General features: G+C 61.4%; 16 protein-coding genes and 1 tRNA gene. 11 read left to right on the forward strand and 6 right to left on the reverse strand.

Annotation, left to right across the window (positions count from 1 at the left end; translation table 11 throughout):
* The first annotated feature begins 165 nt into the window (after positions 1-165).
* A complete protein-coding gene (locus ACM561_RS15885; RefSeq protein WP_425906287.1) occupies positions 166-1,233 on the forward strand; it encodes a tyrosine-type recombinase/integrase in 1,068 nt (355 codons plus the stop codon).
* Positions 1,234-1,275: 42 nt separating this feature from the next.
* Here ACM561_RS15885 and ACM561_RS15890 read toward each other — a convergent pair.
* Positions 1,276-1,352: transfer RNA gene (locus ACM561_RS15890), tRNA-Pro, on the reverse strand.
* Between the two features lie 67 nt (positions 1,353-1,419).
* Between ACM561_RS15890 and ACM561_RS15895 the strand changes: the two genes are divergently transcribed.
* Complete coding sequence (locus tag ACM561_RS15895) at positions 1,420-2,406, forward strand: L-threonylcarbamoyladenylate synthase (RefSeq protein ID WP_425906289.1); 987 nt, start codon at positions 1,420-1,422, stop codon at positions 2,404-2,406.
* A 5-nt stretch (positions 2,407-2,411) separates the two neighbouring features.
* A complete protein-coding gene (locus ACM561_RS15900; RefSeq protein ID WP_425906291.1) occupies positions 2,412-3,848 on the forward strand; it encodes an FAD-binding oxidoreductase in 1,437 nt (478 codons plus the stop codon).
* A 61-nt stretch (positions 3,849-3,909) separates the two neighbouring features.
* On the opposite strand, the gene ACM561_RS15905 is transcribed toward ACM561_RS15900, so the two are convergent.
* Complete coding sequence (locus ACM561_RS15905; RefSeq protein ID WP_425906293.1) at positions 3,910-4,677, reverse strand: SOS response-associated peptidase; 768 nt, start codon at positions 4,675-4,677, stop codon at positions 3,910-3,912.
* A 63-nt stretch (positions 4,678-4,740) separates the two neighbouring features.
* On the opposite strand from ACM561_RS15905, the gene ACM561_RS15910 reads away from it, so the two are divergent.
* The 4 genes from ACM561_RS15910 (at position 4,741) to ACM561_RS15925 (ending at position 6,537) form a co-directional block, all read left to right on the forward strand.
* A complete protein-coding gene (locus ACM561_RS15910; RefSeq protein ID WP_425906294.1) occupies positions 4,741-5,253 on the forward strand; it encodes a hypothetical protein in 513 nt (170 codons plus the stop codon).
* Positions 5,253-5,672, forward strand: coding sequence for an NUDIX hydrolase (locus ACM561_RS15915; RefSeq protein WP_425906296.1), 420 nt, complete (start codon positions 5,253-5,255; stop codon positions 5,670-5,672). Before ACM561_RS15910 ends, ACM561_RS15915 begins: the two co-directional genes overlap by 1 nt.
* An 85-nt stretch (positions 5,673-5,757) precedes the next feature.
* Positions 5,758-6,135, forward strand: coding sequence for a TIGR02301 family protein (locus tag ACM561_RS15920; protein ID WP_425906298.1), 378 nt, complete (start codon positions 5,758-5,760; stop codon positions 6,133-6,135).
* Between the two features lie 135 nt (positions 6,136-6,270).
* On the forward strand, positions 6,271-6,537 hold the full coding sequence (locus ACM561_RS15925) for a hypothetical protein (RefSeq protein WP_425906300.1): 267 nt from the start codon (positions 6,271-6,273) through the stop codon (positions 6,535-6,537).
* 73 nt (positions 6,538-6,610) lie between these two features.
* Here ACM561_RS15925 and ACM561_RS15930 read toward each other — a convergent pair whose 3' ends face one another.
* A complete protein-coding gene (locus tag ACM561_RS15930) occupies positions 6,611-7,945 on the reverse strand; it encodes a dihydroorotase (protein ID WP_425906301.1) in 1,335 nt (444 codons plus the stop codon).
* 152 nt (positions 7,946-8,097) lie between these two features.
* On the opposite strand from ACM561_RS15930, the gene ACM561_RS15935 reads away from it, so the two are divergent.
* The 4 genes from ACM561_RS15935 to ACM561_RS15950 all read left to right on the forward strand — a co-directional run bounded on the left by ACM561_RS15935 (position 8,098) and on the right by ACM561_RS15950 (position 10,848).
* Positions 8,098-8,979, forward strand: coding sequence for a YgfZ/GcvT domain-containing protein (locus ACM561_RS15935; RefSeq protein WP_425906303.1), 882 nt, complete (start codon positions 8,098-8,100; stop codon positions 8,977-8,979).
* A complete protein-coding gene (locus ACM561_RS15940) occupies positions 8,976-9,602 on the forward strand; it encodes a DNA-3-methyladenine glycosylase I (RefSeq protein WP_425906305.1) in 627 nt (208 codons plus the stop codon). Before ACM561_RS15935 ends, ACM561_RS15940 begins: the two co-directional genes overlap by 4 nt.
* The gene (locus tag ACM561_RS15945) at positions 9,599-10,207 is read left to right on the forward strand and encodes a YfbR-like 5'-deoxynucleotidase (RefSeq protein ID WP_425909784.1); all 609 of its coding nucleotides are present in this window, start codon (positions 9,599-9,601) and stop codon (positions 10,205-10,207) included. The genes ACM561_RS15940 and ACM561_RS15945 overlap by 4 nt, the downstream gene beginning before the upstream one ends.
* Positions 10,208-10,341: 134 nt before the next feature.
* Positions 10,342-10,848, forward strand: coding sequence for a tyrosine phosphatase family protein (locus ACM561_RS15950; RefSeq protein WP_425906307.1), 507 nt, complete (start codon positions 10,342-10,344; stop codon positions 10,846-10,848).
* A gap of 62 nt (positions 10,849-10,910) precedes the next feature.
* On the opposite strand, the gene ACM561_RS15955 is transcribed toward ACM561_RS15950, so the two are convergent.
* The 3 genes from ACM561_RS15955 to ppdK all read right to left on the reverse strand — a co-directional run bounded on the left by ACM561_RS15955 (position 10,911) and on the right by ppdK (position 16,340).
* The gene (locus ACM561_RS15955) at positions 10,911-11,501 is read right to left on the reverse strand and encodes a hypothetical protein (protein WP_425906308.1); all 591 of its coding nucleotides are present in this window, start codon (positions 11,499-11,501) and stop codon (positions 10,911-10,913) included.
* 334 nt (positions 11,502-11,835) lie between these two features.
* Entirely contained in the window at positions 11,836-13,212 is a 1,377-nt protein-coding gene (locus ACM561_RS15960; RefSeq protein WP_425906310.1) for a cell wall hydrolase, read from the reverse strand.
* 305 nt (positions 13,213-13,517) lie between these two features.
* On the reverse strand, positions 13,518-16,340 hold the full coding sequence (gene ppdK / locus ACM561_RS15965; protein WP_425906311.1) for a pyruvate, phosphate dikinase: 2,823 nt from the start codon (positions 16,338-16,340) through the stop codon (positions 13,518-13,520).
* Between the last annotated feature and the right edge of the window lie 108 nt (positions 16,341-16,448).

Genomic DNA, 16,448 nt, shown 5'->3' on the forward strand with positions numbered 1-16,448 from the left:
ATCAAGGATGCGGGAAAACAGATCACCACCGGCGTTGCTGCGAAAACCGGCCAGACTTCCCCACCGAAAGCCGCTCAGGAAGCGCTCCGCAACTACATCGCTTCAAAATTCGAAGTGACCCGCTCCGAGCGTGACATCGCCAGCATTCCGGTTGCTGATGCGCTCTTGCTCTATCTGACGGATAAAGAATCCGTGGTCGCGGATGCTGACCGGCTCAAGATCAGCGTTAAAAACCTAAACGAGTTTTTCGGAGAGAAGAAGCTAGCCGATATCAATACATCGCTCTGCGCCGCCTATACAGGAAAGCGTGGCAAATCCGGAGGCGCAAGGCGAGACTTAGAGACCTTGCGAGCGGCGATAAGGCATCATTCGGCAGAAGGACTCCACCGTGGGATCGTTCGGGTCACAATGCCGAAAAAAGGCGAGCGTCGGGAACGCTGGCTAACGCGGGGTGAGGTCGCCAAGCTTCTTTGGATTTGCTGGCGTCATCGGGAAGTCCAGACTCTTCACAAGGGAGGACGAAAGGGCGAGACCACCGCAACAAAGCGATTTACATTGCGCCACATCGCCCGATTTATCTTGATCGGCGTGTATACGGGAACGCGGGCCACCGCTCTCGCGTCGGCGTCTGCCATTCAGGAAAAAGGCAGATCGTTTGTCGATCTTGAACGTGGTATCTTCTATCGCCAGATCGTTGGAACGCGGATCACGAATAAGAAGCAACCACCGGTCCCACTGCCCCCTCGCCTTCTGTCGCACCTCAGACGGTGGCATCGGGCCGATGCTGTTAAAGCGGAAGCGAAAGGCAAGACCGCTGCCGACCTTCCGTTCATTCACTGGAATGGAAAGCCGGTGGCATCGGTCAAGAAAGGTTTTGCCAGAGCGGTCGATTTAGCAGAGTTACCCGGTAGCGTTACGCCGCACACCCTGAGGCATACCGCAGCTACCTGGGCAATGCAGAACGGTATTCCGATTTGGGAGGCCGCTGGCTATCTCGGAATGTCGCCTGAGGTCTTGAACGAGCATTATGCCCATCACAGCCCGGATCACCTAAGAGGGGCAGCATCAGCCATCGTAGGCAAAGCCTCAACCACCGGAAAACCACCGAAACCCACCGGGACCGGGAGGGCGGTTAGTCAGCCTAACGATGTTGACAGAACGCAAACCACCACCAAAAACCACCGAGAACACGATCAATCGGTGGCTGAAACGGTGGTTGAGAATGGAACCTGAAATATGGGGCGTGAAATTAAACAGCTATTTCAGCTATTTACATGGTCGGAGTGGCAGGATTTGAACCTGCGACCCCTGCGTCCCGAACGCAGTGCTCTACCGGGCTGAGCCACACTCCGACAAGACGCGGCTTATAGCCTTGGGTTTCGCGCGCCGCAAGAAGCTGAAATCGAGAACTGAAATTCTATGACTGTGGACCTCATAACGCAGATTCAACCAGCCGGCGAAGTGGCGGCGGCAGCGGCTACGCGGGTCCTTCAAAATGGCGGGCTTGTCGCGTTCCCCACTGAGACGGTCTACGGGCTCGGCGCTGACGCCGCCAACGCGGAAGCGATCGCACGGCTCTACCAGGCCAAGGGCAGGCCCGCATTCAATCCGCTAATCGTCCATGTCGGAGACCTTGCGGCCGCGAAACGGACCGCCCGGTTCAATGCCACCGCCCTCGCGCTCGCCGATACGTTCTGGCCGGGTCCGCTGACGCTGGTGCTGCCGAAGGGCGCTCGCTGCCCGGTGGCCGATCTTGCCACCGCGGGCCTCGACACCGTCGCCCTGCGGGTTCCCGCTCATCCAGTGGCGCGCGCTATCCTGCGCGATTTCGGCGGCGCGGTTGTCGCGCCCTCCGCCAACCTATCGGGCCACGTCTCACCGACGACGGCGGCGCATGTACAAAGCGATCTCGCGGGACGGATCGACCTCATCGTCGACGGCGGACCGGTGGAGGTCGGCATTGAGTCAACCATCATCGGCTGTTTCGATCAGCCGACGTTGTTGCGTCCCGGCGGAATTCCGCGCGCCGACATCGAGCGCGTGCTGGGCCACACTTTGGTCTCGCCAGATCCCGGCGCGGCCACTGGACGGCCGCTGGCGTCAGGGATGCTGGACTCGCACTACGCGCCACGCGCCACGATGCGGCTCAATGCTGCAAGCCTTGCGCGCGGCGAGGCGCTACTGGCCTTCGGTCGGACCGATCTGTCGGGTGTCGACACGGCAGCCGCTGTGATAAATCTGTCCGAACGCGGTGATCTAAAGGAGGCTGCGGCCAATCTTTTCGGCTGTCTTCGCGCCTTAGACACCAGCGGTGCGCGGACCATCGCGGTGATGCCGGTTCCCGACGAGGGGCTCGGGGAAGCCATCAACGACCGGTTGCGCCGCGCCGCCGCCCCGAAAGGCTGATAGACGTGCCGATCGTCAGGCCAGAATTCCTGCAGCCGCCGTTGTCGCCCGATCTGATTGCGCGCCTCACGGCCATCGTCGGCGACAAATATGCCGTGACCGACGCCGAGGAACTAGCGCAATACCTCACGGAGGCGCGCAACCTGTTTCATGGCCGCTCCCCGCTGGTGCTGCGTCCCGCATCGACGGCAGAGGTATCGGCGATCTGCAAGCTCGCCAGTGAACATCGGATCGCGCTGGTCCCGCAGGGCGGCAACACCGGTCTCGTCGGCGGACAGACCCCTCACAGCGGCGAGGTCGTGGTGTCGATGCGGCGGATGGACAGAATCCGCGAAGTCGATACCGCCTCCAACACAATGACGGTCGAGGCCGGCGTTATCCTGCAGACAATCCAGCGGCGCGCCGACGGGGCCGATCGTTTCTTCCCCTTGTCGCTCGGCGCCGAAGGAAGCTGCACCATCGGCGGCAATCTCTCGACCAATGCCGGCGGCACCGGCGCGCTGGCGTATGGCGTGGCTCGCGACATGGCGCTCGGGCTCGAGGTGGTGCTGGCCGACGGGCGCATCCTCAACGGTTTGTCCAAGCTGAAAAAGGACAATACCGGCTACGATCTGCGCAACCTGTTCATCGGCGCCGAAGGCACCCTCGGTATCATCACCGCCGCGGTCGTGAAGCTGTTCTCGAAACCGCGCTCGGTGCAAACCGCCTTTGTTGGCCTGAAATCGCCGGCCGACGCTCTGAAACTGCTGGCCATCTCTCAGGCCGAAGCCGCCGGGAGCCTGACAAGTTTCGAACTGCTTGCAGAGATCTGTGTCGACATCTGCCTCAAGCACGGCACCGACATCCGCGATCCGCTCGCTTACCGCCATCCCTGGTATGTGCTGATGGAAATCTCATCGTCGCGTGACGATGCGGCTGCGACAGTTGAGGCCGTTCTCGAGCGGGCTATAAGGAACGGCTTCGTCGGCGATGCGGTTCTTGCGGCCAGCCTTCAGCAGCGCGCGGCGTTTTGGAAGCTGCGCGAGACGATCCCGCCGGCACAGAAACGGGAGGGCGGCTCGATCAAGCACGATATCTCTGTGCCCATCGCCGCCGTACCTGCCTTCATCGCCGAGGCCAATATCGCCGTGGCAAAGCTCATTCCGGACGCGCGCCCGGTCCCGTTCGGCCATCTTGGAGATGGCAACATCCACTACAATGTCAGCCAACCCGTGAGCGGGATGACGACACAGGAATTTCTCGCCCGGTGGCAGGAGGTCAATGCCGTCGTCTTCAAGATCGCGCTGCGGATGGGCGGCTCGATTTCCGCTGAACACGGTATCGGCGTGCTGAAGCGCGATGATCTGCCCGGCGTGAAGGACAAGACGGCAATCGAAGTGATGCGCGGCATCAAGGCGCTATTTGACCCTCTCGGCATCATGAATCCGGGTAAGGTGCTGTAGGGGTAGGAAAACGGCAGCTTTTTTGAAATGGCGCAATGGCCACGAAATGTTGCTTTCCACGTCAGAACAGCGAGCCCTGACCATCGTCGCTTAAGGCTGCGGACGCAGCCTTGCGAGCCGCTGGCTTCTTTGCGGCCTGCTTCGTCTCGCTTTCCAGTTGCTCTGCTGAGATCGGCATAATCAGTTGCTCATCGTCGTGGACGACACGGTTCACGCGCGCCGACACCTCATGCGAGACGAATTCGCCGTTTTCCGGCGCGCGCAGCAACAGCGCAGCCTCTTCGGATTCGATAGCGGCGCCGTCGAGCCAGCGCGCGTGATCCGCAGGCGCGATCGTCACCGGCACGCGCGGATGCAAGGTCGCGAGATCGCCGCGCGCCGCCGTGGTGACGATGGCGACCGTATCAAGCTCTTCGCCACTCGGCCCGACCCAAGTCTCTGCAAGGCCCGCGAACGCAATCAGCCTGCCATTGCCGGGCCGGATGAAGAACGGCCGCTTTCGCTCTTCCGATTGATGCCATTCGTAGTAGCCGTCGGCCGGAAGCAGGCAGCGACGCCGTTTCATCGCGTTCTTGAAGGAGGGCTTGTCCAGGACCGTCTCGGCGCGGGCATTAATGAGAAGCGCGAACTGCCGGGGGTCCTTGACCCAGGCCGGAATCAGGCCCCATCGCATGAGACGGAAACGCCGGGCGTCATTCTCAAGGATGACGACAGGAACCGGCTGGGTCGGCGCAATATTGTACCGCGGCGGGAAATTCGGCTGTTCGGCGTACCCAAAAACCTGACGCATCGCCTCCGGCGGCGACAAGGTCACATAGCGCCCGCACATTTCATTGTCCCAACAGATGCGACATTCAATCCGTTTTAATATCGGAGTCCAACACTGGGACGAATGACATCGACGGCCAACGAATCACCCTTCTCTCCAGCGATCGCGACGCAAGCCGACCAGAACGGGGCGGGCAGCGGGGCCGCGCTGGCGGCCGCCAATATCAACCCGCAAAGCGGCCTTGCGACTGACTATCTCAATCACTTCAACGAAGCCATCATGCTGCTCGAAATGATACCAGACATGCCCGATTGCGTGGAGGATTTCCTAAATTGGCGGCCCCTGACCTACCGGGAGCACTTCATGGCCTCGAATTTCAAGGCACGCGAGCAGGCGATCCAGGCTTATGAAAACGCCAACCCCGACATTCGCGCCAAATTCGATAAGCTGACTGCCACCATGACCTCAATCCTGACCGCGGTGGCTTCTGCGATGAAGGAGGTTCGTCAGGACGTGACACGCGCCGCGCTTGCGACACAGGCGGTCGGCTGGATCAAGCCGATGGTCATGCGGGCGGGCGGCATCATCAATGGTCAGGGTGGCGAAACCGATGTCGATTACATTATGAGCCACTGATGCCTCCCGCGCGTCAGTTTCCGCAGCTCGCCGTCAGCGCCGCGATCTTCCGCGACGGCAAAATTCTGCTGGTGCGCCGCGCCCGGCCGCCCGGCAAGGGCTTGCACTCTCTACCCGGCGGACGAATCGAATTCGGCGAGACCGTCGCTGGCGCGTTACATCGCGAGGTGGCGGAGGAAACCGGGCTCACGATCGAGATTATCGGTCTCGTGGGCTGGCGGGAGGTGATGCCGACCCGGCCCGGTGACGGGCATTACATCGTGATGTCGTTCGCGGCCCGTTGGATCACAGGCGACCCCATCCTGAACGACGAACTCGACGCCTTCAGTTGGGTCGCCCCCGAGTTGCCAGGCGAATTGCGGCTCACCGAAGGTCTGCAAACCATCATCGATTCCGCACGGCGGCTCGTCGGGGTTTGAACCGGGGTTGAAAGCCCTGTGCAGATCGTCCCGCCTTGCTTCCATCGCATTGAAGGGGCATATCACGGCGGATCCGGGCCTCTTCATGCGTAAATCGGTTTTAGCGGTTGTTCTGGTGGCTGCGATCTGTGGCGCGATGCCCGCGCGCGCGCAGGACGGGGCCGCGCCTTTTGACGCCGATCTACAACGTCTGGCCGAAATCCTCGGCACGCTGCACTATCTTCGCGACATCTGCGCCGCCAACGACGGTGCGAAATGGCGCAGCCAAATGCAGGCCCTGATCGACGCCGAAACGCCCTCGGGCGAACGCCGCTCCAGGATGATCGCAGCCTTTAACCGCGGCTATAACTGGTTCCAGCAGACTTACCGGGTATGCACGCCGGCCGCGAATGTCGCCATCCGTCGTTATGTCGAGGAAGGCGCAAAAATTTCCCGCGACCTGACCGCCAGATACGCAAACTGATCCTGCCGCCGGGATTGCGCATCAAATGCGCCAAGGGGCGTTAACCTTTCCTAAAGAACTGGCTGTCCGGCCCCAAATCGCGTGCTAAACCACGGTCGTTGAGCGTTCGCCTCGTCAGACGTATTCGGAATTTTCATGCGCCCGCCATTTGCATTCAGCCCGGCCCGCGATTCACTGCCCGACCATGAGCAGAAGCAGGCTGCGCTGAGCTACCTCAATGAAGCATGGGCCGAGGCGCGGCACGACGGTGTCGATGGCGATTGTCTGGCGCAGGCCAGCCTGTTTGCTGCCTTCGCCGAACTCGTCGGCACCTATGGCGAGGATGCCGTGGCGACGTTCGTCGAAGGTCTTGCGGGCCGCGTTCGCAACGGCGAGTTCTCGATCGCGCTGGCGAAGCAATAAGCCCAGCTCCAGCCATCCTTTTGATTGAGATGATCTTATCCGAAAATCGGTATCCACTTTTCGGAATCATGCTCTAGGGCTTCAGCGTCTCCAGAAAACGCACCGGCTCGCCCGTGGATGCGGTCGCCAGTTCCCCCTGCCACATCACGCGGCGGCCGCGCACGAAAGTGCCGACCGGCCAGCCCGTCACGTCGACCCCATCATAGGGCGTCCAGCCTACGCGCGACGCCACCCATTTGTTCGTAATGGTCTCGGTCCGGCTGAGATCGACCACAGTGAAGTCGGCATCGTAGCCGGCCGCGATCCGTCCCTTGCAAGCGATGTTGAACAGCCGCGCCGGACCGGCGCTGGTGAGATCGACAAAGCGCGCTAGCGACAGGCGGCCCGCATTGACGTGATCCAGCATCAAAGGCACCAGCGTCTGGACGCCGGTCATGCCCGACGGCGACGCAGGATAGGTCTTCTGCTTCTCCTCCAGCGTATGCGGTGCGTGATCGGAGCCGAGCACATCGATGATGCCCTGCTCGATGCCCTTCCATATCCCCGAGCGATGAGCCGCATCGCGCACCGGCGGATTCATCTGCGCCAACGTGCCAAGCTGCTCGTAGCATCCGGGGGCGGCCATGGTCAGGTGATGTGGTGTCGCCTCGCAGGAGGCCACATCCTTGTGGTCGCGCAGATACTCGATCTCTTCCTTGGTCGAGATATGCAGCACATGAATGCGCTTTCCAGTCTCGCGGGCGAGAGTGACGAGCCGCTGCGTCGCCAGCAGCGCGGCGGTCTCGTCGCGCCACACCGGATGCGAACGCGGATCACCCTCGATGCGCAAATTCTTGCGCTCGTTCAGACGGTATTCGTCCTCGGCGTGAAACGCGGCACGGCGGCGGATCACGTTGAAGATTTTCCGCAGACTGTCATCATCCTCGACCAGCAGCGCGCCGGTGGACGATCCGACGAACACCTTGACGCCGGCGCAGCCGGGAGCGCGTTCCAGTTCGGGCAGATCCTGCACATTCTCGCGGGTGCCGCCTATGAAGAATGCGAAATCGCAATGCATCCGATGATGCGCCGCCTTCATCTTCGCGGCGAAGGTCTCCGCCGTGACTGTCAGAGGATTGGTGTTCGGCATCTCGAACACCGCAGTCACGCCGCCCATCACCGCACTGCGCGAGCCGGTTTCGAGGTCTTCCTTATGCGTCAGTCCCGGCTCGCGGAAATGCACCTGGGTGTCGATCACGCCGGGCAGGATATGCAGCCCCCGGCAGTCGATGACCTCGCCCGCGTCGGCCTGGCCAAGTCCGCCGATCGCCGCGATGCGGCCGTTTGAAACGGCGATGTCACCGACCCCCTCGCCGTCCTGATTGACGATGGTGCCCGATCTCAGAATCACGTCAAATGTCTTGGTCATTGTTCCCAAAAGCTTTCCGCGCGGCCGCGCGGACCTTGTTGCCCGCACCTTAGCGGCTTACGTTCCGAAAGCGAAATCCGGCACGCAGGTTTCCCCGGGGGTTACTGCGCGGAAACCGCCAAGAGAACAACGCCCGAACCAAGAGAAGTGTCATGAAAGCAGCGTTTCTTCCCGACCGGGGCGTGGTGAAGGTCAGCGGCGACGACGCCCGCAATTTTCTCAACGGTCTGGTGACCACGGACGTGACCAAGGTTGAGCCGGGGCTTGGGCGATTTGGCGCGCTACTGACGCCGCAAGGCAAGATCACCTTCGATTTCCTCATTACGGAAGCGCAGGCCGGTCACGGCGGCGGCTTTCTTATCGATTGCCCGTTGCCGCTAGCTCAGCCGCTCGCGACCAAGCTGGGTTTTTACAAGCTGCGCGCCAAGGTCACGGTCGAAAACCTTTCGGGCAAGCTCGGCGTGCTGGCGGCCTGGGACGGCGAACCCGCCATGCACCCCGACCTGACCTTCGCGGACCCGCGCAGCGACAAGCTCGGCTGGCGCATTCTCGCGCCGGAAGAACTCGCGACCCGAGCAGCCAATGTGATCGGCGCCGAACTGGTCGAAAGCGCCGACTATGAGGCTCACCGGATCGCTGCTGGCGTGCCGAGCGGCGGACTAGATTTCACGTTCGGCGATGCCTTTCCGCATGAAGCCAATATGGACCGGCTACACGGCGTCGATTTCGACAAGGGCTGCTATGTCGGTCAGGAAGTGGTTTCACGCATGGAGCATCGCGGCACTGCGCGCAGCCGGGTTGTGCGAGTGCGCCTGGACAATGGCACCCCCGAGCCAGGGGCGGCTGTGGTCGCGGGGGAGAAGTCCGTAGGCACCATGGGCTCGTCGGCAGCGGACCAGGGTCTTGCGCTGCTGCGGCTTGATCGCGCCGCCGACGCGATCGAGGCCGGGATTCCGTTGACGGCGGGCGGCGTTCCGATCCATGTCGCCGAACCGGACGACCTGAAGCTATCGGCGAAGAATACCGTCGCATGACGCAATCCGCGCGTATGCATGCCGACGGCCTCGCCCGCTGTCCGTGGCCCGGCGACGACCCGCTCTATCTCGCCTATCACGATACCGAGTGGGGCATACCCGAATATGACGACCGCGCGCTGTTTGAAAAGCTGATCCTCGACGGCTTTCAAGCCGGTCTGTCGTGGATCACGATTTTGCGCAAGCGCGACAACTTCCGCCGCGCCTTCGAGGGCTTCAACCCTGAGACAATCGCCCGCTACGACGAGAAGAAGGTCCACGCGCTGATGAACGATGCGGGAATCGTACGCAATCGGGCTAAAATCGAGGGCGCCATCACCAGCGCGAGGTCCTACCTGGCGATCATGGAGCAGGGTCCAGGCTTTTCCGCGCTGCTGTGGAATTTCATGGACGGCCAACCGAAGGTCAATCGGTTCAAGACCACCGCGACGGTACCAGCCTCGACACCACTCTCGGTCAGGATATCTAAGGAACTGGCTTCCCGCGGATTCAAATTCGTTGGGCCGACGATCGTGTATGCCTTCATGCAGGCAACAGGCATGGTCAACGACCATCTGGTCACATGCCATTGCCATGAGACATGCGGCAAGCAGGCGCGCAAGCCACGTCCCGCAACGCCATGACGGCGCGGGTTCCGAAAACCGCGACGCGCGCATGGCAGCGGATGCTGTCCGGGCGGCGGCTCGACCTGCTCGATCCCTCGCCGCTCGACATCGAGATTGCCGATATCGCGCATGGCCTCGCCCGCGTCGCGCGATGGAACGGCCAGACCCACGGCGCGCATATTTTCTCGGTCGCGCAGCACACGCTGCTGGTCGAGGCCGTGATGCGCGAGCACACGCCACGCGTCGATATCCGGGTGCGGCTGGCGGCGCTGCTGCATGACGCGCCGGAATATGTCATCGGCGACATGATCTCACCATTCAAGGCGGTGATCGGCGGTTCCTACAAGGCGGTGGAGAAGCGGCTGTTGTCGGCGATCCACATCCGCTTCGGACTGCAACCAGCATTGCCCGCCGACATCGAGCAGCAGATCAAGGATGCCGACATGGGCGCGGCCTATCTCGAAGCGACCCATCTCGCGGGCTTCTCGGAGCCCGAGGCGAAGCGGCTGTTCGGCAGCGATCCGGGCCTTCCGGAGGCGATGATCGACGATTATCTGACGCCGTGGCCGGCGAGCGAGGCCGAGAACCGGTTCCTAGCGCGATTCCAGAGCCTGTGCGGTTAGAGTGGGATCAGGATAGTATTTGGCGGTTTTCCGCCTGCGTCCCGCCCAAAAATATCGGAGCCGCATCACCTTCGCGGACCGCCTTTTGTCCCGAGGCACTCCGGCCTATAATCTCCCGAAAACCCGGGAACGCCATGATCCACGTCTGCTCGCTTGCCGCGCTTGCGCAAACCGTGAAAACCAGCGGTGCTAGCCATGTCCTCACCGTCATGGCGAACGTCGATCAGGTGCAGCGGCCGCACTCGATTCTAGAGGCCAATCATCTGAAAGTGTCGATGGACGACATCAACGAGCCCGTAGATGGTTTCGTCGCGCCGAACGACGATCATATCATGCAGGTTCTGACGTTCATCCGTAGCTGGGATCGCAAGGCGCCGCTGGTGATGCATTGCTACGCCGGAATCAGCCGGTCGACCGCGAGCGCTTTCACCGCCGCCTGCGCGCTCAACCCGCATCGCGACGAGATCTCCATCGCACGTCAGATCCGCGCGGCCTCACCAATCGCGCAGCCGAATCGCCTGATCGTGGCACTGGCCGACAAAGCTCTTGGACGTGGAGGACGGATGCTGCGCGCGGTCGACGAAATGGGTCCCGGCGACATGACGATCGAAGGGCGACCGTTCCGCATCGATCTGGAATAATCCATATTACGCTTTTCGTGGAAAAACGGTTCGCGACCCAGCACAATCGGTGTGCCAAGAACTTAATCGGTGGAACGGCGCAGTTCCAAAGGGCCTTCGACCTTGGCTGGCCTGGCTTCGGGCTTGACGGGCTCAAGCCTGGCGCTCTCGACCCTCGGGGTTTCGACACGCGCGGTCACTTCCGTGTTCGACGCATCGGCCGTGCGCGAAACCCTGCGGCGGGCATACGGGTGTGCAGCAGCGCGCGCCAGCAGCATCTGCCTGCCCCCCTGATGGTCGAAGTCGCAATACGCAAAGCCCATGCCCGATACCGAACCGCGGAAGCTGGCTTCGCTCTTCTTGTCAAGGTTGAAGCACGGTTCGAACGGAAGACCCTTGATCGACGCGCAAACCGCCTGGCCGCGCACTTGTAGCGTATTGCCCGGCAGCCTCATGTGGCGAACCGGACCTTCGCCGCTGAACTGCACCGCGCCGGCCGCGCCCCCGTCCTCGAACACCCGGCCGGCGCCACGCGTACCGTCGAAGCAGGTGAACGCGAAAACCTTGCCGGCGACAAACCGTTTAGCCTCGTTGGCATTCATGAGGTGACCGGCCATTGCCGGTGCGGCAATCGCACCTGCAATCAGGACTCCTGACACGAAACGCGCGAGCATACTGCAACTCCGACAACTTGATCGCGGGATAGCGCCGATGACTGACCTTTACCCGCTCCTTACCATACTAACCGTGGCAACATTGGAGCAGCTTGGTTGGTAAAGTCTGAATATCCTAGGAAACTTTCACCACGAGGCGCCCGCGAACTTCGCCAGCGAGAAATCCTGGTGACGGCTGGATCAACGCTTCCAGACAAATTTCATGAGTTATTTCAGATATTTCTAACAATAGAGACCATTCGCAAGCCGCCAGCCAGTCGTCCTTGATCCGCGCTTTACTCCGCCTAGGATCCAAAATGACAGTGCCCGTCTGTCGGCAATTGCGCCGGCGACTCTACCGCCGGGCAGAGCCACCAAATTCGGCCGAACTATGAGCTGCCTCGGCGAGGCTGGCGGAGATTTCGGCGGTCTGAGCCGTTGTTCCCCAACTCGGCGCATCTCTGCCGTCACCCCACGCGCGCGGACGGTAGAAGGTATGAACACCGGTGCGGTACATCTTCTTCATTTCCCGCACCCAGGAAGGATGCACCCAATAGGCGTGATAGTGCGTCGACTTGCCGACTTCCGACAGCCACAGCCGTCCGTCAAGAGTGGCCTTCGCTATCCTCCGGGCGCGATCCCACATGTCCGGCTCGGTGACGACGTCGCGAATGCCGTCGCAGGCAAACGTGAATTGGCACGCTAAACGACGCTTTGCGTTCTGGTAAACTGCGCCGCACACCGTGGTCGGATAGTAACCTGAGAACACGCGGTTCATAACCACCTGCGCAACCGCGATCTGACCGCGAACCGCTTCGCCGCGCGCTTCGAAATAAACCGCCTCCGCGAGGCATTTTTCCTGCTTGGCGCGCTTCTTGTCATCCAGAAGACCGAGCCGCTCGGCCGGCGTTTTGACCTCGCCCTTGCCGACCACGGTTTCGCCGGCTTTTGTAGAATCCCGCTGCGGCGGCCGGGATGCCTTCATGTCGGGATCCGCTGCCAGGGCCGGCATCACGATCATGGGTTCTTCGCCGGGGCGCCAGTGTTCCAGACCTTCACTTGCGACACCCAGCGCCGAACTGCCGAAGTACAGGCTTGCCGTCTTGATCGAGAACTCGTCAGTGGAAGGTTGCGGCCTCTCCACCGCATGATCAGCCTCAAGATCGTCTGATCGCTGCACATCGTATTGTGGCAGAGGAGGTGCGTTCAGGGCTTCCGCCAGTTCGGGATCGAGCCCCGAGGGTTCCCCGTCATGACGGGTTGTCGCCGTCTTTGCCCCGAACACCGACGCATTGGACGTTGAGGGGTCCTCCGGTGCAGCATCCGTCGGCGCAATGGGCGGTGGCTCCGGCGCAACGAGGGCTAAACGGTCGCCCTTCAGCGTCCGATTGACCTTGGGGAAATCAGAGGCGCTATAGCGTGGCGGCGGCCGCGTCAGCCGGTTGCGCGCGGCAGCATCAACGCCATCATCGAGACTCGCAAGCAGGAGTGTGGCCGCGCGCGGTACAGATGTGCCGACCGGACGCCCGAAATTGAAGGTCGCGACCTGAATGGAGCTGACCGCGTTGGCGGAAACACGCCTTTGCCAGCGTTCGGCGACACCCGGCTGCCTCGCAAGCAAGGACGCAATATCCTGATATCCGATTTCGTTCGGGATCAATGCGAAGACGCAGAGACCGAAACCGAAGAGCGCAAGACGCGCGCTCTTCGGTTGGTTACGCAACACAGACATCGACACGCTCACGCAACGCCACACACGTGATCGATTTGCACGTTTAGTCCATTTCGATCGATCTCGGTAATATCCAATTAAAGTTGCGAGGGCGTTAATCGGCGATGCAAGTGCACAACAGGCAAGAGGCATCCGAAAGCGCGCGCGAATATCGGGAGCGTTGGTAAACAACGCCTCGAGCGAAATAGTAAAGATACGGTCAACGCTTGATTCGCCGCGGATGACGCTCAGGCGGTTCACCGGCAGAGCATGATCTTATCCGAAAACCTACTTCTGCTTTAGGCGGCCGGCAGGCCTTCCGATCATCACCGTCCATCATCCACTCGGCTCGCGACGATCTTGCCGAGCGCCGCATGAGCGGCCGCAAGACGCGCGATCGGCACGCGGTATGGTGAGCATGACACATAGTTCAATCCGATCTCGTGACAGAATGCCACCGAAACGGGATCGCCGCCGTGTTCGCCGCAGATGCCCACCTTGAGATTTGGGCGGGTCTTGCGGCCACGCGCGACGCCGATCTTCACCAGTTCTCCGACACCGCCGCGATCCACCGAGATGAATGGATCGATCTCCAAAATTCCCTTCGCGATATAGGCGCCAAGGAAGCTCGCCGCGTCGTCGCGGCTGATGCCAAACGTGGTCTGCGTGAGGTCGTTGGTGCCGAACGAAAAGAACTCCGCCGTTTCGGCGATCTCTCCTGCCGCCAGACAGGCGCGCGGCAATTCGATCATGGTACCGACCTGATAGGCCGGCTTGCCGCCGGTTTCGCGTGTCACCGATTGCGCGGTCATATCGATCCGCGTCTTGATCCGATCGAACTCCGCCTTGGTCGCGATCAGCGGCACCATGACTTCAACGGCGACGGCATTGCCGGTGCGCTTTTCGGCCTCGATCGCCGCCTCGAAGATCGCCCGCGCCTGCATTTCGGCGATCTCGGGATAAACGATGGCAAGGCGGCACCCACGAAAGCCAAGCATTGGATTGAATTCGGCGAGATTGCGGGCACGGTCAGCCAGCTTGCGCGGATCGGTGTTCATCGCACGCGCGACATCTTCGATCTCGGCCTGTGTATGCGGCAAAAATTCATGGAGCGGAGGATCAAGCAACCGGATCGTGACCGGCAGGCCCTTCATGATCTCGAACAACTCGACGAAATCGGCGCGCTGCATCGGTAACAGCTTCGACAGCGCGGCGCGGCGCGCCTGCTCGTCTTCGGCCAGAATCATTTCTCGCACCGTACGGATGCGAGTCTCCTCGAAGAACATGTGCTCGGTGCGGCACAGGCCGATTCCCTCGGCACCAAACCTCACCGCCGTTCGCGCGTCGGCTGACGTGTCGCCGTTGACCCGGATGCCGAGCTTGCGAATCTCGTCGGCCCAGCCCATCAGCGTACCGAACTCACCGGACAGCTCCGGCTCGATCATCGACATCTGTCCCGCCAGCACCTCGCCGAGCGAACCGTCGATGGTGATGACGTCACCGACCTTGAAGGTGCGATCTCCGACTGCCATAGTGCCGCGTCCATAATCGACGCGGATGCTGCCGCAGCCGGAAACGCAGGGCTTGCCCATACCGCGCGCGACCACCGCCGCGTGCGAGGTCATGCCGCCGCGCGTCGTCAAAATGCCCTCGGCGGCATGCATACCGTGGATGTCTTCCGGACTGGTCTCGATCCGTACCAAGATAACCTTGCGGCCGCCGGCCTGCAGCTTGGTTGCCTCCTCCGAAGAAAACACGATCTCACCCGCAGCCGCGCCGGGCGACGCTGGCAAGCCGGTGGCAACCACGTCGCGCTGTGCGCTGGGATCGATGGTCGGATGCAGCAACTGATCAAGCGAGGCCGGATCGATACGGACCACCGCTTCTTTCCTGGAGATCAGGCCCTCATTGGCAAGTTCGACCGCGATGCGCAACGCGGCGCGCGCGGTACGTTTACCGCTTCGGGTCTGGAGCATCCACAGCTTGCCATCCTCGACCGTGAACTCCATGTCCTGCATGTCGCGATAGTGCTTTTCGAGCAACCTGTAGATGCGCGTCAACTCCTTGAAGGATTCGGGCATTGCCGTTTCCATCGACGGCTTGTCGGACCCGGACTCCTTGCGCGCCGCCTCGGTGAGGTCCTGCGGCGTGCGGATGCCTGCCACCACGTCCTCGCCCTGAGCGTTGATGAGAAACTCACCATAGAGCCGGCTTTCGCCGGTGGACGGATTGCGCGTGAACGCCACGCCGGTTGCCGATGTCTCACCCAGATTGCCAAACACCATGGCCTGCACGTTGACGGCGGTGCCCCACGACTCCGGAATATTGTGCAGGCTGCGATAAGTGACCGCCCGCGCATTCATCCAGGACGAGAACACTGCGCCGATCGCGCCCCACAGCTGCTCATAAGGATCTTGCGGAAAATCCTTGCCGGTCTCGCGTGCAACAGCCGTCTTGTACTTGCCCACCACCTCGACCCAGTCGTCGCCGGTCAGGTCCGTGTCAAGCGAATAGCCCCTGCCATCCTTGAACGTATCCAGAATGTCTTCGAAGTGATGATGCGCGAAGCCAAGCACGACATCCGAATACATAGTGATGAAGCGGCGATAGCTATCATAAGCAAATCGCCGATCGCCAGAGAGCGCGGCCATAGCTTCGACGGTCTTGTCATTGAGACCGAGATTGAGCACCGTATCCATCATGCCGGGCATCGAGGCGCGCGCTCCCGATCGCACCGAGACCAAAAGCGGATTGGCCGCATCACCGAACACCTTGCCGGTTATTTTTGCGACGTGCTGCAGTGCTTTTTCGACCTGCGGCTTCAGCTCCTTTGGATAGGATTCGTCATGCGCATAGAAAACCGCGCATACCGAAGTCGTAATCGTGAAGCCGGGAGGCACTGGCAAACCGAGATTGGCCATCTCGGCGAGATTGGCACCCTTGCCGCCGAGCAATTCCTTCAGTTCTGCTTTGCCCTCCGCCTTGCCGTCTCCAAACGTATAGACCCACTTGCTCCTCGCCGGCGGCGTTCTTGTTGCGTTATTCGTCGCTTTCCCCGTGCCGGCGGAATTTCGCTTTTTCGTCCGGGATTTTGTAGATGGTTTTGATTTCGTTGCAGGCTTTTTCGACTTCGAGGCAGCTTTGGCCATGGTTTGAAACCATTCCTCGTAGGGGAAATCGTGCGCGCCTTACACCACGTTTCGACAACGCCGCGCAAGCTACGCGAACTGCCTTGTCCTGAAGTGATATCGACCTAC

It is taken from the genome of Nitrobacter sp. TKz-YC02, assembly GCF_049852135.1.
Classification (GTDB): domain Bacteria; phylum Pseudomonadota; class Alphaproteobacteria; order Rhizobiales; family Xanthobacteraceae; genus Nitrobacter; species Nitrobacter vulgaris.